16 protein-coding genes and 1 riboswitch are annotated in these 15856 nt (G+C 35.0%); of the genes, 12 read left to right on the top strand and 4 right to left on the bottom strand.

The features are described 5' to 3' along the window. Positions 1-426: 426 nt before the first annotated feature. Entirely contained in the window at positions 427-1665 is a 1239-nt protein-coding gene (locus KZH69_RS03305; protein WP_219316035.1) for an MFS transporter, read from the bottom strand. 210 nt (positions 1666-1875) lie between these two features. On the opposite strand from KZH69_RS03305, the gene KZH69_RS03300 reads away from it, so the two are divergent. The 11 genes from KZH69_RS03300 (at position 1876) to KZH69_RS03250 (ending at position 12385) form a co-directional block, all read left to right on the top strand. Continuing rightward, on the top strand, positions 1876-2934 hold the full coding sequence (locus tag KZH69_RS03300) for a Ppx/GppA phosphatase family protein (RefSeq protein ID WP_219316034.1): 1059 nt from the start codon (positions 1876-1878) through the stop codon (positions 2932-2934). A 149-nt stretch (positions 2935-3083) separates the two neighbouring features. Then, positions 3084-3743, top strand: coding sequence for a hypothetical protein (locus KZH69_RS03295; protein WP_219316033.1), 660 nt, complete (start codon positions 3084-3086; stop codon positions 3741-3743). Beyond that, positions 3743-4309 carry a DNA-3-methyladenine glycosylase I gene (locus KZH69_RS03290; RefSeq protein WP_219316032.1) on the top strand — a complete coding sequence of 189 codons (567 nt, stop codon included), beginning with the start codon at positions 3743-3745 and terminating at the stop codon, positions 4307-4309. The genes KZH69_RS03295 and KZH69_RS03290 overlap by 1 nt, the downstream gene beginning before the upstream one ends. 888 nt (positions 4310-5197) lie before the next feature. After that, positions 5198-5294, top strand: a riboswitch (TPP riboswitch). A gap of 62 nt (positions 5295-5356) precedes the next feature. Next, positions 5357-5563, top strand: coding sequence for a sulfur carrier protein ThiS (gene thiS, locus KZH69_RS03285; protein ID WP_219316031.1), 207 nt, complete (start codon positions 5357-5359; stop codon positions 5561-5563). A gap of 182 nt (positions 5564-5745) precedes the next feature. Further along, on the top strand, positions 5746-7569 hold the full coding sequence (gene thiC, locus KZH69_RS03280; protein ID WP_219316030.1) for a phosphomethylpyrimidine synthase ThiC: 1824 nt from the start codon (positions 5746-5748) through the stop codon (positions 7567-7569). 32 nt (positions 7570-7601) lie between these two features. Then, entirely contained in the window at positions 7602-8213 is a 612-nt protein-coding gene (locus KZH69_RS03275) for a thiamine phosphate synthase (RefSeq protein WP_219316029.1), read from the top strand. Continuing rightward, positions 8186-8968, top strand: a complete 783-nt coding sequence (locus KZH69_RS03270) for a hydroxymethylpyrimidine/phosphomethylpyrimidine kinase (RefSeq protein WP_219316028.1) — start codon at positions 8186-8188, stop codon at positions 8966-8968. The genes KZH69_RS03275 and KZH69_RS03270 overlap by 28 nt, the downstream gene beginning before the upstream one ends. Continuing rightward, positions 8961-9599, top strand: a complete 639-nt coding sequence (locus KZH69_RS03265) for a thiamine phosphate synthase (protein WP_219316027.1) — start codon at positions 8961-8963, stop codon at positions 9597-9599. The genes KZH69_RS03270 and KZH69_RS03265 overlap by 8 nt, the downstream gene beginning before the upstream one ends. Next, complete coding sequence (locus KZH69_RS03260) at positions 9580-10356, top strand: thiazole synthase (RefSeq protein WP_305038890.1); 777 nt, start codon at positions 9580-9582, stop codon at positions 10354-10356. Before KZH69_RS03265 ends, KZH69_RS03260 begins: the two co-directional genes overlap by 20 nt. Positions 10357-10475: 119 nt before the next feature. Next, positions 10476-11624 carry a 2-iminoacetate synthase ThiH gene (thiH, locus tag KZH69_RS03255; protein WP_219316026.1) on the top strand — a complete coding sequence of 383 codons (1149 nt, stop codon included), beginning with the start codon at positions 10476-10478 and terminating at the stop codon, positions 11622-11624. A gap of 50 nt (positions 11625-11674) precedes the next feature. Beyond that, the gene (locus tag KZH69_RS03250) at positions 11675-12385 is read left to right on the top strand and encodes a HesA/MoeB/ThiF family protein (protein ID WP_219316025.1); all 711 of its coding nucleotides are present in this window, start codon (positions 11675-11677) and stop codon (positions 12383-12385) included. Between the two features lie 24 nt (positions 12386-12409). Here KZH69_RS03250 and aat read toward each other — a convergent pair whose 3' ends face one another. The 3 genes from aat to KZH69_RS03235 all read right to left on the bottom strand — a co-directional run bounded on the left by aat (position 12410) and on the right by KZH69_RS03235 (position 14439). Further along, positions 12410-13051, bottom strand: coding sequence for a leucyl/phenylalanyl-tRNA--protein transferase (gene aat, locus KZH69_RS03245; RefSeq protein WP_219316024.1), 642 nt, complete (start codon positions 13049-13051; stop codon positions 12410-12412). A gap of 104 nt (positions 13052-13155) precedes the next feature. Continuing rightward, on the bottom strand, positions 13156-13530 hold the full coding sequence (locus KZH69_RS03240) for a DUF3127 domain-containing protein (RefSeq protein WP_219316023.1): 375 nt from the start codon (positions 13528-13530) through the stop codon (positions 13156-13158). 21 nt (positions 13531-13551) lie between these two features. Continuing rightward, a complete protein-coding gene (locus KZH69_RS03235; protein WP_219316022.1) occupies positions 13552-14439 on the bottom strand; it encodes a flavin reductase family protein in 888 nt (295 codons plus the stop codon). A gap of 269 nt (positions 14440-14708) precedes the next feature. On the opposite strand from KZH69_RS03235, the gene KZH69_RS03230 reads away from it, so the two are divergent. Then, positions 14709-15854, top strand: a complete 1146-nt coding sequence (locus tag KZH69_RS03230; RefSeq protein WP_219316021.1) for a sensor histidine kinase — start codon at positions 14709-14711, stop codon at positions 15852-15854. The last annotated feature ends 2 nt before the right edge of the window (positions 15855-15856 follow it).

The following is a 15856-nucleotide window of genomic DNA, read 5'->3' as shown; positions in this document are numbered from 1 at the left end:
GCCTTTAAATTAGATTAACGATTTCACTTTTATTTTGACTTCGTAATATATAAAGATCCCATTTCGTTTCATTACGGAATGGGATTTTTTTTGACAATTATTTCTTTTATGATTCATTAATAATAATCCAAACCCCATGAGTAACAACTGAATCAAAATCTAAACATCAACCCATGCAATAAATAAAACGCACCAAATTCAACCAAGAATTAACTTAAAAGTCAAATTAACACCTATTGTAGAACTAATATAATCCATAAAAAATTTCAATACTACAACAGCATTATACCAGAATTTTTTAAAATTAATTTACAATCACAAACAACAAAAACTGAGCATATTAAAAAAAAAAAACAGCAGTAAACTTTCGCTTACTACTGTCTAAATTTTAATTCTGCTTAAATCCTTTTTAATAAGTACAAAGTTTTACTCATCAAGAAAAATGGCATCTACTTTTCTATCATTACTCAACTCTTCCTTTTCAACCATTCTGAAAAGTTTAAAAACAAGTAATGAACCAACTAGACCCAGAGTTGTCATAAATACCCAATTAGCCTCATAACCTGATCTCTGAATAATTTCCATACCTGTTTTAGCACTTAAAATATGTGCAAAACTATAACTCATGGTAAAAGCAGCCATATATTTCCCTTCGTGGGATTCATATGACCTACCCATTGCGAATGAATTCGCAAACGGAAAAGTTAACATTACCCCGAATGTCATAAACAACATCATAGGAATTAAAATCCCTTCCCAAGGCAATAAAAGCAACAAGAAACTTGAAGACATAAGCAACAATCCAATAGAAATAACTTTATGATTGTCAATTTTATTCTTGATTACAAAATTCACAATAGGAAGCTCAAATAGAAGAATAAGTAATCCATTCAAACTTAAAAGCAATCCACTGTCAAATTCAGACATATTAAATCGCTCTTTATGATACAATGGCAAAGTGGTGAAAATTTGAAAAAACAAAATCCCAGTAATCATACAAATTAACAAATGCAGCATGAATGGATGATCTTTTCTTATCGAAATCTTTTTAAAACCTTCGTGGTATTTTTTCAATTTGATTGGCACTACCTTCTCTTTTACAAAAAACATAAACACAATTATTGCCAATATACAGGTTGCACCATCAACATAAAAGATATACTGATATCCCATTTGCATAATAATCAAACCACCTAAAACTGGCCCAAAAAGGAAACCTAAATTAACAGCTGCACGCGTTAAAGCAAAAGCTCTAGCCCTGTTTTCTTTTACAGTGTATGTCTTTAAACATACCAACATGGCAGGCCGAAACATATCAGCAATACTGGTCAATACAAGTATTCCTATACAAAGTTCCTGAAAAGTGGCTGCGTATTGCAGCAAAATAAACACAATACCACTGCCGAATAAACTAAAAACCATGACCTTATAAAAGCCAATTTTATCAGATAATTTGCCGCTAAGCCAAGTTCCGATTATAGATCCAACACCAAAGAAAACCATTACCCAACCAATTTGGCTATATGTGAATTGCAGGTTTTCTTTCATGTACTTTGAGAGAAAGGGAACAACCATTGTTCCTGCTCTGTTGATGAATGTAATTAAAGTAAGAATCCAAATTTCTTTTGGAAAGCCTTTAAAATTGTCGAAGTATTTTTTTATCATAATTAATTTTTTTTGGGGCAAAAAATTTTTTCATTCTGGCAAAAATAGATTATTTTTTCAATCAACCAACAATCAATTAGTTAAAAAACATAACAATTTGATAACATTTTAAAATTTAAAAAAACTTATTCAAAAAAAACATTAAAAAAAAGGAAATTATAGATTTTTAATATAGATTTGCAATTAGCAAAACCCCAAAAATAAAACAACATGAAAGAAAAAATTTACTATTTAATAGTTTGCCTTATTTTTTCCTATTCTCTCCAAGCACAACTTTATGGAGGAATAGAAATAGGAAGTAAAGGTATCAAGATGACGGTTCTTCAAGTCGAAAGTATTAAAAGAAATACTTATGACGTAAAAGAATTTTGGACCGAAAACGTCGGAATAGCAGCGGGGATTGGAATAGATGGCACCCTATTAAAAGAAGACATCGACAAAGCAGGTGGTGTAGTATATACCAACTACAAAAAAATGCTTTCAGAATACAAAATTGAAGACAAAAATATCTTTATTGTTGCCTCTTCAGGTGTTGGTTTAGCGACGAATACTAATGATTTGGTCGTTAAAATAAAAGAGCTGACAAATAAAAAAATAGAAATCATCTCCTCTTCACTAGAAGCTAAATTGCTGTTGAGAGGATGTATTCCTCCTAAAAATTATTTAAATTCTGTGATCATAGATATTGGAGGTGGAAACACAAAAGGTGGTTACGCTAAGGATATTAATGACTCTTCTGTCTTTTTTCCTATTTCATGTGATTTAGGGACAGTTACCTTGACTGAAATTATCAACAAAAAATGCAAACAAAAAACAGTATTCGAATTCAATGAAAATTTATTCGATTATTTGCCAACAATGAGAGAGAGTTTCAAAAAAATGTACACAAGTAGAGCTGAATCGCAAGACAAAAACAATGTTTACATCTCTGGTGGTGCTGCATGGGCTTTTTACACTCTTTTAAATGGAGCTAAAGCAGAAGAAAACTTTACACAAGTACAGTATGACGATATTCTAGCTATCAGAACAATTGCAGAAAACAATTATCAGAGATTCGTAACTAGTGCAGAAACTAACGTCGAAATGCAAAAAGTATTAAAAACTTACCAACAAAAATACCTGATAGCAGCTTTTAATCTTTTGGAAACTTCACTTGAAGTCATTCCTAACATTCAGAGTAAAAAAATATACTTTGCAAAACAAGGTCAAATTGCTTGGTTAGTAAGCTACGTTTTTGACAATGCAAAAGGAGTAAAACAAATCTTTTAAGCAAGTTAAAAAAGCTTATTTTTTCAGAGAATAATCTAGTCCCTTTCTTCACAGATAGGGACTTTTTTATTTATAACAACCATATTTCATTAAATTAGAAAAATATATTAAATTTGATTAAACTATTATAGCATTACACCCAAATAACCATGAAGAATTTTAAAATAATATTATCCTTCTTATTTTTGACCACTTTGATCAGTTGTGGCAGAAACGAACCCGAAGAAAAAAAAGAAAAAGAAATCATATTATCTGAAACTACAAAAAGTTTTACAAAAAAAGTTGAAACTGGAAAAACAGATACTGACACTGCTAGCGATTCTGGTTTAGCTGCAGCAATCGAGAACCAAATTTCAACTTCCAATCCCTCTAGAAAAAACAACATAGCAGACCAAAAAAATGAACCGATTATAACTGTTCCGAATACTAAAGAAGTCCAAAAAGTTATCAATTCTCCCTTACGGAACTTATTAAATAATGGTCAATTGGGGAAATCATACACCAAGAAAGAACTTATAGAAAACTATAAATTCCCAAAAGAAGCTGTTGATCTTATAAAACAGGTCACCTACGTAGGGCCAAATAAACTGTATTTCAAATGGGGTTCAACTTGGCTGGTCGAGAAAGTATCGGATGCTGAATTCGAAAACGACACCCTGATTTTTACATTCAAACAAAACAAAACGCATGTATCTGGAGGTGCCATCGGAATCAAATACAATAAAAAAATATATACAGATCTGGTACTTAATAACGGATCTGCCTACATACCTTCGGTAAAAGGTTATCATTGGGAAATCAACAAATAATGAAACAAGAACTTAAACGATGCGCATGGTGCAATTCCAGCGAATTATACAAAAAATACCACGACGAAGAATGGGGCGTTCCTGTATATGAGGATATAAAACTATTTGAATTCTTATTGTTGGAAACTTTCCAAGCTGGATTAAGCTGGATAACCATACTCAACAAAAGAGAAAATTTCCGAAAAGCTTTCGATGATTTCAACTATAAAAAAATAGCTAGCTATTCCGAAGAAAAAATTCAGGAATTACTCTTAGATGCTGGCATCATTCGAAACAAACTAAAGGTTTATTCCGCAGTTTCCAATGCACAGGCTTTCATTAACGTTCAGGAAGAATTTGGTAGTTTTTCCAAGTATATCTGGGGATTTGTAAACGGAAAGCCAATCGATAACCAACGAAAATCTCTAAAAGAAGTTCAAGCCACAACCCCCCTCTCCGATGCTATCAGCAAAGACTTAAAAAAACGCGGATTCAAGTTCGTAGGATCTACGGTAGTTTATGCACACATGCAGGCCACCGGAATGGTTAACGATCATGTAGAAGATTGTTGGAAAAAAAATAAATAATAATCCGTATTTCACCATAGTGTTAATTTCACAAAAAAGACTACTTCTGCCATAAATCACTTTAAAAAAAAACAATTACACTCTTAAATCCTTTTTTATTGACTATTGTATCGTGTACAAAAGACGATGATACTTCACAAAATCATTATAGCAGACGGCTCAAATTCCCAAACAGGTATAATAACTTATGATGGCAATAAAACTTCAGAAATAGCTTATTCTGATAACCCTAAATATGTTTATACTTACACAGGCAACTAAATTACCAAAGTAACAAACTACGAAGGAACTACAATCACAGGCACAATACTGACTGAACAATCTTAGAAGAAGGTTTTAGTACAGATCCAAAAACTGAAATAGAAACAAAAACTAACAATACTATATATACTTTTGCAAGTGGTAATTTAATAAAACAAATTAATACTAACTCCATTTTTGATGGAACAACAAACATTAGCATTAAAAATGTTTATGAATATGATAATAAAACAAATTCTTCATCAAACATTTTAGGACTTAATAAAATTGAATTCAGCAACACATCATCATTAAACAATATCACTAAAACAAGAACTTCATCTGAAAGTACAACAGATCGTATTCATTTTACAGCCCAAACTGACAAAACAACAAACTATATTTCATATTATGTTGCCAACAGTTTTTTGAAAGAAAGGGAATACGATGACACTAACAGTAACACTGCCGCAACTACATTCACAGCACAGTATTTTTACGAATAGAATAAAACGTAAAAGAAGCTAAATAAAAGTTTCGTTTTAAATTACACAAAATAAAAAAGCATGCTAAAAATAACTTTAGCATGCTTTTTGGTTAAAAAACAATACTATCGGTTTTTCTTTACAATAAATTATATACATTTACATCCAACTTTAGGGGTGTCTACAAAATTGTAGGCTGAGACTTTACCCTCGAACCTGATCTAGTTCATACTAGCGTAGGAAAAAGTAAATGACTTCCGTGCATATTTATATGCCATTGCAGCCATTCCTAAAGTATATTTACATACTAAACCCAAAAGGAATGGAGCTAAAAATCAATAATCAAACAAAACAATTTGCCACTGACAGCTTAACTGTACAGGCACTTCTTGACTTGGAAATTCCCGAAAAACAAAACGGAATTGCCATCGCCATCAACAATACGGTAATTCCAAAACTCGATTGGAATTCCCATCCTATCAAAGAAACCGACGATATTTTAATCATTTCAGCAACTCAAGGAGGTTAATTATACTGCTCGAGCGGGCTATCCATTCAAGTCCGCATTCAAAACCTAAAAACCATAGTCATAGAAAGAGCTTCCTTCGCTCGCTTTTCTATTCCTTGCTGTTTACGGTTTTGCCTTTACGGGCTTTCCATTACTATCCCTAGCAGAAGACAATCACACATAAACACATAAACTACTGAACAATGAACAACGAAGAAAAAATATCAAGAACCCCCTTTCCAAACTCCAAAAAAATATATATCGAGGGAGAAATTCATGCGATAAAAGTAGCCATGCGAGAAATCTCCCTTACCGACACTAAAATGTCCAATGGAAGAATTGAAAAAAATCCCCCAGTAACTGTTTACGATACTTCGGGACCATTCACCGATCCAAACATCGAAATTGATATCCGCAAAGGATTACCACGCATTCGCGAACAATGGATCTTAGACCGAAATGATGTAGAAGAACTAACTGAAATATCTTCTGAATACGGTAAATCACGCTTAAATGACGAAAAATTAAATGACTTGCGTTTTGAATATTTGCACAAACCAATGCGTGCCAAAAAAGGAGCCAACGTTTCCCAATTATATTACGCCAAACAAGGCGTCATTACTCCCGAAATGGAATACATCGCCATTCGTGAAAACCAACGCATCGAACAATTGAACGAGCAAACCAAAGCGATGCAATGCCAACATCAAGGAAACAGTTTTGGTGCCCAAACCCCAATAAGCAAAATCACTCCAGAATTCGTAAGAAGTGAAGTAGCCAGAGGACGCGCTATAATTCCCAACAACATCAACCATCCAGAAAGCGAACCCATGATTGTGGGACGTAACTTTTTGGTAAAAATCAACGCTAATATTGGTAACAGTACCGTAACTTCAAGTATCGAAGAAGAAGTAGAAAAAGCGGTTTGGGCTTGCCGTTGGGGAGCTGACACCATTATGGATTTATCTACTGGAAAAAACATTCACGAAACCAGAGAATGGATTATCCGAAATTCTCCTGTACCAATTGGAACTGTACCCATTTATCAGGCTTTAGAAAAAGTAAATGGAATCGCGGAGGACCTGACTTGGGAAGTCTTCCGCGATACCTTAATCGAACAAGCAGAACAAGGTGTTTCCTATTTCACCATTCACGCTGGAGTGCTATTGCGTTACATACATTTAACTGCTAATCGTGTTACTGGAATCGTGTCTCGTGGTGGTTCGATTATGGCAAAATGGTGTTTGTTTCACCACAAAGAAAACTTCTTGTACACGCATTTCGAAGACATTTGTCAAATCATGAAACAATACGATGTTGCTTTTTCATTAGGCGATGGATTACGCCCTGGTTCTATTGCCGACGCTAACGATGCCGCGCAATTCGCCGAATTGGAAACTTTGGGAGAACTAACAAAAGTGGCTTGGAAACACGACGTTCAAGTATTCATAGAAGGTCCTGGTCATGTCCCAATGCACATGATTAAAGAAAACATGGACAAACAATTGGAGCATTGTGACGAAGCTCCGTTTTATACTTTAGGACCGTTAACTACTGATATTGCCCCAGGTTACGACCATATCACTTCTGCTATTGGAGCTGCAATGATTGGCTGGTATGGATGTGCAATGTTGTGTTATGTTACACCAAAAGAGCATCTTGGTTTACCCAACAAAAAAGACGTAAAAGACGGAGTGATCACTTATAAAATTGCCGCACACGCCGCCGACTTGGCCAAAGGACATCCTGGTTCGCAATACCGCGACAATGCCTTGAGCAAAGCACGTTTTGAATTTCGTTGGGAAGATCAATTCAATTTATCATTAGATCCAGATACGGCTAGAGAATTTCATGACGAAACCTTGCCAGCAGACGGTGCAAAAGTAGCGCATTTCTGTTCGATGTGCGGACCAAAATTCTGTTCGATGAAAATCTCTCAGGAAATCCGTGACGTTGCCGAAGCAGAAAAAGGTATGAAAGAAAAGTCAGAAGAGTTTATTGACCAAGGAAAAGAAATTTATATCTAACGAGATAAACCAAAGAAGAAAGAGAAAAGATTATGATCGTAATCACAAATCCACTCCCGATAGTCAATGAAATCGACACCATCCATTCCCTTTTTGAGAGTGGATTGGAGTTGCTTCATATACGGAAACCTGATTTTTCTGGAGCAGAAATGAGATCTTTTTTATCGAAAATAAAACCAGATGTAAAAGAACAATTGGTTTTGCACAGCCATCATCATTTAGCTTCGTTATTTGGTACTAATCGAATTCACTTTAGCGAAAGCGAAAGAAAAAAAACAGCAGCGTTATTAGGAAAATTAGCGTTTTCAACATACAAAACAAAAGGTTTTCATTTATCGACTTCGGTTCATAATATGGATGATTTCAATACTCTGGAGAATACTTTCGAATATGCTTTTTTGAGTCCTATTTTCCCGAGTATTTCCAAAGAAAATTATTCTTCAAAAACAGACTGGTTTGAAGTCATTAAAAACAGAACTAATTATACCACAAAACTCATTGCTTTAGGCGGAATAGAATCCAAAAACACAGAGCAAACATTAAAAAACGGATTTGATGCTGTAGCATTACTAGGAACCATTTGGAATAAAAACAATCCAATCGAAAATTTTAAATCATGTCAGAAAATCGTCCAATCGTTTTAACAATAGCGGGTTTTGATCCTTCCGGTGGTGCTGGAGTTTTGGCAGATGTAAAAACATTCGAACAGCATCGGGTGTATGGTTTTGCCATAAATACTGCCAATACCATTCAAACCGAAAATGAGTTTTCTGGTATACAATGGACAGACTTGACTTTTATTTTGAAATCATTGGAAAAACTATTCAATAATCACACTATCAAAGCAATTAAAATAGGAATTGTTCCTTCTTTAGAATATTTGAAACAAATTGTTTTTACCATAAAAAGACATTCACCCAAAACAAAGATTGTCTGGGACACTATTTTAAAATCAACTACAGAATTTAATTTTTTAACTATTGAGAGCCGTAATGACCTAACAGAAATTCTGAATCAAATTGATTTAATTACTCCAAATTATAACGAAATTAAAATCCTGTTTCCAAACTTTACTCCACTTTCATGCTTTACTAATTCATTGACATTTCTGCGGAGAGGAGCATGCGAAGAAGTTAAATGTTCTGTTTTGCTAAAAGGAGGACATAACCCTAATGAAATGGGAGTTGATTATCTCTATACCGAAAATGAAGTGTATCAGATTTTGCCAAAAACAGGAGAATGTTATGAAAAACATGGTTCCGGCTGCGTATTATCTGCAGCAATTACAGCCAATCTTGCATTGGAACAAAACCTAAAAACAGCTTGTGAACAGGCAAAAATATATACTGAAAACTATTTGCAATCTAATCCAACTAAACTAGGATTCCATCATGTATAATAAACTACAATACATCTCCCAAGGAGAAAGCGTCGAAGAGCAACTGTACAATATCCATCAAGCCTTAGACAATGGTTGCGATTGGATACAAATGCGATTCAAACATCAAAGACCCAAAAAGGCATTGGCTTTGGCGGAAGCCGTAAAATTTCTGTGTGAAGAATACTTGGCCAATTTCATCGTTAACGACGATGTTCATTTAGCCGAAAAAATTAATGCAGATGGTGTTCATCTCGGTCTATCGGATATGGAGGTTACTGAAGCACGAACCATTCTCGGCAAAACCAAAATCATTGGAGCAACAGCAAACACTTTTGAACACATTGTCCATCAGGTAAATAATGGTTGTGATTATATTGGCTTAGGCCCTTTCCAATACACCAAAACCAAGAGTAATCTGAGTCCAATACTAGGATTTGAAGGTTATCGTTCTATAATAGCCAAAATGAAGCAGTTACAAATTGAAATACCCATTTATGCCATTGGTGGAATTACATTAGAAGATGTTAATATTCTAATAAAAACGGGGATTCACGGCATTGCAGTTTCAAGTATCATTACCAAAAGTGACGAAAAACAAAACCTCATTACTCAACTTAACGAAAAATTATATGGCAGCGTCATTGTTTAAACTAGGAGATAAAATACTAGAGTCCCGTCTCTTTTTAGGAACCGGAAAATTTGGTTCCCATGTCGAAATGGAAGAAGCTATTCTGGCTTCTGACAGCGAATTGGTAACTGTAGCCCTAAAAAGAATTGATTTGGAAACTGATACCGATGCCATTTTAAATCATTTAAAGCATCCCAGAATAAATTTATTACCCAACACATCTGGAGCGAGAAACGCCAAAGAAGCCATTTTTGCAGCACAATTGGCGAGAGAAGCTTTAGAAACCAATTGGTTAAAACTCGAAATTCATCCCGACCCAAAATACTTAATGCCAGACGCAATAGAGACCTTGAAAGCGACTGAAGAATTGGCAAAACTGGGATTCATTGTTTTGCCGTACATCCATGCTGATCCAGTTTTGTGTAAACATTTGGAAAATGCGGGGACAGCTGCAGTAATGCCATTGGGATCTCCTATTGGTAGCAACAAAGGATTAAAAACCATTGATTTTCTAGAAATAATCATCGAACAAAGTTTGGTTCCGGTTATTATTGACGCTGGAATTGGAGCACCATCCGATGCTGCCAAAGCAATGGAAATGGGTGCCGATGCTGTACTCGTAAACACCGCAATTGCAGTAGCCGGAAATCCAAAACTAATGGCAGAAGCTTTTAGGGAAGCTGTAATCGCAGGACGAAAAGCCTTTGAAGCAAAATTGGGCCGACAATACAACCAAGCCGTCGCTTCAAGTCCTTTGACAGCTTTTTTAAATGTATAATTCTCAAAAATTAACCGCAAAGAACGCAAAGATTTACGCGAAGTCCACAAAGCTTTGCGGACTTAACTTAAGATTCAAAATATAAAACTTTGCATTCCTTGCGGTAAAAAACAAACATTATGAGAACATTCAAATCGATTTTTGAAGGTTATGATTGGGATACCATTCAAACCAAAGTCTATCAAACAACCACCAAGCAAGTAGAACAGGCATTGGCAAAAAGCAAAAGAAATCTGGATGATTTTATGGCTTTGATTTCACCAGCAGCCACGACCTATTTGGAGCAAATGGCACAAGAATGCCATGAATTAACCAAAAAACGCTTTGGAAGAACTATTCAGATGTATGCTCCATTGTATTTAAGCAATGAATGTCAGAATATTTGTACTTATTGCGGGTTCAGTTTGGATAACAAAATCAAACGCAAAACATTATCAGATGCAGAAATAAAACTGGAAGCTGAAGCTTTGAAAACTACAGGTTTTGATCATGTTTTATTGGTTACCGGCGAAGCCAATTATACCGTAAATATCAATTACTTTATAAATGCGATTGAGCAAATAAAAGAGCACTTCTCAACAATTTCAGTAGAAGTTCAGCCACTTTCGACCGAAGAATACCAAAAGCTGCACGAAGCTGGAGTGTATTCAGTTTTGGTGTATCAGGAAACCTATCATCAGGAAGTGTATAAAAAATATCACCCCAAAGGCAAAAAATCCAATTTCGATTTTCGTTTGGAAACACCGGACAGAATTGGGAAAGCTGAAATACACAAGATTGGATTGGGCGTCTTATTAGGTCTGGAAGATTGGCGAACAGACAGTTTTTTCAATGCTTTGCATTTGGATTATTTACAGAAAACGTATTGGCAGACGAAATACTCTGTTTCATTTCCAAGATTGCGTCCAGCCGAGGGAATTATTGAACCCAACTTTATTATGGACGATAAAGATTTGACGCAATTAATCTGTGCGTATCGTTTGTGGAATGAAGATTTGGAGATTTCAATTTCAACAAGAGAAAACGAAAATTTCAGAAACAACATCATCCCGATTGGAGTAACTAGTATGAGTGCGGGTTCCAAAACCAATCCAGGAGGCTATGTTGTTGACCCACAATCTCTAGAACAATTTGAAATTAGTGATGAACGTTCGGCACAGGAAATTGCCAAAATTATTAGCGATAAAGGCTACGAACCAGTTTGGAAAGATAATCCGTATCTAGTTACCTCAACCCCTGCCCTCTCCACACAATTGATATCACATTGATAAAGCAAAGGAAAGGAATCTAAAATCAATAATCTAAAATCTGCAATTAAATGAGCGTAATTCAAGATTACTTACGATACAACCGCCAGATGATGCTACCCGAAATAGGTGATGAAGGCCAAGAAAAACTAAAGAAAACCAAAGTCTTGGTCATCGGTGCCGGCGGATTGGGCTGCCCTATTTTGCAATATATTACAACCGCAGGTGTTGGTACCATCGGAATTGTTGATTTTGACAAAATCGAGATTCATAATTTACATCGTCAAATTTTATATACTGAAAGTCAGATAGGACAAAGTAAGGCGTTAATAGCAAAAAAAACATTAAAAACATTGAATCCTTTAATTACCGTTATGGCTTTCGAAGAAAAATTGACTTCCGAAAATGCCATTAGAATAATGCAAGACTTTGATTTTATTGTCGATGGATCGGATAATTTTGCCACTCGCTATTTGGTAAACGATACTTGTGTTGCCTTGGGAAAAACATTGGTTTACGGCAGTATTTTAAAATTTGAAGGCCAATTTGCTGTTTTTAACCATAAAGGAAGTAAAAATCTCCGGGATTTGTTTCCGGAACCACCGAATCCGAAAGATGTACCCAATTGCAACATGAATGGTGTGTTGGGAACTTTACCCGGAATAATCGGTACAATAATGGCTCACGAAACCTTGAAACTGATAATGGATTTACCAACATTAAAAAATGAACTGGTATTATTCAGCACTTTGAATTGGAGTTTTACGAAATTGAAGTTTTAAAAATAAGCTGCAATTTTCGGTCTTTTAATTTCCCGTTTTTAAAATTGTCATAAAAACATTTCTCTCGATCTCCCTACAACCTAAGCTTTCGAGATGTTCATTATAAACTTGACAATCAAGCAAAGAATAGTTTTCTTTTTTGAGCTGATTAACCAAAGTGATAAAAGCGACTTTGGAAGCATTTGAAACCAATGAAAACATACTTTCACCACAGAAAACATGTCCTAAATCGATGCCATACAATCCGCCAACCAATTGACCATTTTGCCAAACTTCAACCGATTTTGCTATACTCAGTTCATTGAGTTTGCAGTAAGCTTCAATCATTTCATTGGTAATCCAGGTTCCCGTTTGTCCATCGCGTTTTATTTGCTGGCAATTGGAAATAACGTCCCTAAAATTTTGATTGAAAGTAACGGTGAAAATGTTTCTGTTGAGAATATTTCGCATGCTTTTTGAAACAATCAATTCATCCAGGAACAATACCATTCTAGGATTCGGTGACCACCAAATAATGGGTTCTCCTTCATTAAACCAAGGAAAGATTCCGCTTTTATAAGCCAACCGCAAACGCTCTGGTGACAAATCACCGCCAATGGCGAGAATCCCATCGCGATTGGCATGAGATAGAGGAGGAAAAAACAAATCGGTTGATAAATAATACATTTTCAATTTCAAAAATCAATAGCAGTAGCAATTTCAAAAATAAAAAAGTCAGAAATTCAAGTAAACTCAAACTCCTGACTTCTAATTTTTGACTTCTTTATCTCTTAAAATGGTAAGTCGTCTGCTTCTTCTTCATTTAAGTTTGTTGCTGGTGCGAAAGTTGCAGCAGCCGGCATTTGAGGTGCTTGTTGAGTTGGTGCTTCTGCAGTCAATCTTTCAATTCTCCAACCTTGAATACTGTTAAAATATCTTGTTTCACCTTGTGGATTAATCCATTCTCTTCCTCTCAAATTGATTGAAACTTTTACAGCTTCACCAATATTATAATTGTTTAGCAAATCACATTTGTCTTGAGTAAATTCAATCAGAATGTGCTGTGGATATTGCTCATCTGTAGTAACAACCAGTTCTCTCTTTTTGAATGCTGCGCTAACTTGTTGTTCTGGATTAACAACTTTAATTTTCCCTAATACTTCCATCTTCTTTTTGTTTTATTATTGTTACTTTGAATTTATTTTTTTGGCTAAAAGTACTTTCCAAGCAGAAAGCACATCGTTATCTAAAAGATACCTTTTGGCTTCGATATGCTGTTTTTCAAGATCATCGGAACTCAAAACTGCCTTTACTGCAAAATTTTGGTTTACAAATATACTAACTTCTTTAGTAGTAGGCAAGGCTTCAATGTTACCAAGCATCCCTAAATCGTTCCCGTCAAAAACGGAGCTGTTTTTAATAAAATCGGGAATAGCATCTACTCCAACTCCCAGAGTTGTAAGCGGTTTTGGCACTTCAAACAATCCTTGATTGGATCTGGAATACCAATTGGCCCCCAATCTGGAAACCAAGTCAATTTTATGTTGATCGATAGCACCATTTTCATTTAGAATCGCTTCATTGATATGAATCCGAACCACTTCGCAAAGGATCAAATTTCCGGCACCACCCTCTGTTCCCAAAGGAATTATCTGGGTCACTTTGCATTCAAACTGCACAGGTGATTCTTTTACTCTATAAGGTTTTACGATATCTGAAGGAACTGGTGTCAGCCCAGATTTTAAAAACTCATCAACACCTTCGGCATATTCTGTACTGGCCAAAGACGTTTGCTGCACCATGTCGTAATTTACCACATTGATAACAACTTCCCCAGTGGCTTCAGCATTGATTAATGTGTGTTTAATCGTATTGTCTCTTACGCGTCTTGCTGGTGAAAAAACAAGTACGGGCGGATTGGCGCTGAATACATTAAAAAAACTAAAAGGCGACAAATTGGGAATACCATTTGCTCCGATAGTACTAGCAAAAGCGATAGGTCTAGGCCCAACGGAACTTTGTAAATATCCTTGTAGTTTTGCGGTTTCAATGCTTTTTGGATCAATACTAATCATACAATTTTTATTTGGACAAAAATAACAAAATAGCCGTAAGATTATGTCTCATTCCGAAATTATATTATACAACCAAATTCCCTACCCAGCCTTGATGGTAGAATTACTCCCGTAATTACCTTTTTTGGTCTCTTTTTTTAAAAAACATAACAGCTATCGGGAAATCTAAGATGCAACGAAGTTAAATAGCTCGTAAACTAAGATGATTTTCGACATAACACAATCCAAAACCTATTATTTCGTTATATTTATACCACAAATGTACTTTTATGAATTTTTCCGAAAACAGCAACCCGATTCGTTGGATTATTATTTTTATTTCTTTTTTGATAATTGCCATTATTCTTTGGAACACCTATACTTTTTTTCAGATATTCAAAAATGAGGAAAGGATAAAAATGAATCTTTGGGCTACTGCTCAAAAAACCTTAATCAATGCCCAAGAAAACACCGAAGTGGATTTACCCTTACAAATTTTCAACAACAACACTACAATTCCTTTGATTCTAACAGAAAATGACACCATTATTAACTCGGTAAATATTGACGATGAAATCATAAAAGACAAGGCTAAAGCTAAAGAATTCTTGAAAGAACTAAAAAGCGAAAACGAACCTATCAAGATTGTTTATGCTCCTGGAAAATTTCAAGAATTATATTATGGTGATTCTTCCTTAATCGATAAACTCAAGTATTATCCAATTGCTTTATCACTGATTATCGTTTTGTGTGGTATTCTAATTTACAATTTTTATTTGAGTCATAAGATGGCAACCCAAAACAAATTATGGGCGGGAATGGCTAAAGAAACAGCTCACCAAATAGGAACGCCGCTTTCTTCGTTAATTGGCTGGCTTGAGATTCTAAAACTGGATAATATCGACGAATCTATCACTATTGAAATTGAAAAAGACATTGAACGTTTACAGACTATTACCGAACGCTTTTCTAAAATTGGCTCCGAACCTAAATTAGAACTAAAAGATGTAGTCGAAGAAACTAAGCAATCCTACAATTATTTAATCTCCCGTTTTTCTAACCAAATCGATTTTAGTTTTAAAGCTCCTTCAAAATCTATTATGATTTTAATGAATCCTACATTACACAGTTGGACGATAGAAAATCTAGTTAAAAATGCCATTGACGCAATGAAAGGAAGAGGAAAGTTATCCTTGGAGATTGAGGACGACTATCAATTTGTAAAAATAAAGGTCGCCGATACAGGTAGTGGTATCCCTAAAAAAGAATTTCACCGCGTTTTTGAAACGGGTTTTACAACAAAAAAAAGAGGATGGGGCCTCGGACTTTCTCTAACCAAAAGAATCGTTGAGGAATACCACAAAGGTTCTATTAAAGTACTGCAATCTGAGATTGGAAAAGGAACTACGATGCAGATTAGTTTAAAGAAAACGTAAAT

Source organism: Flavobacterium taihuense (assembly GCF_019351435.1).
Lineage (GTDB): Bacteria > Bacteroidota > Bacteroidia > Flavobacteriales > Flavobacteriaceae > Flavobacterium > Flavobacterium taihuense.
This window is presented reverse-complemented; position numbering and strand designations above follow the sequence as displayed.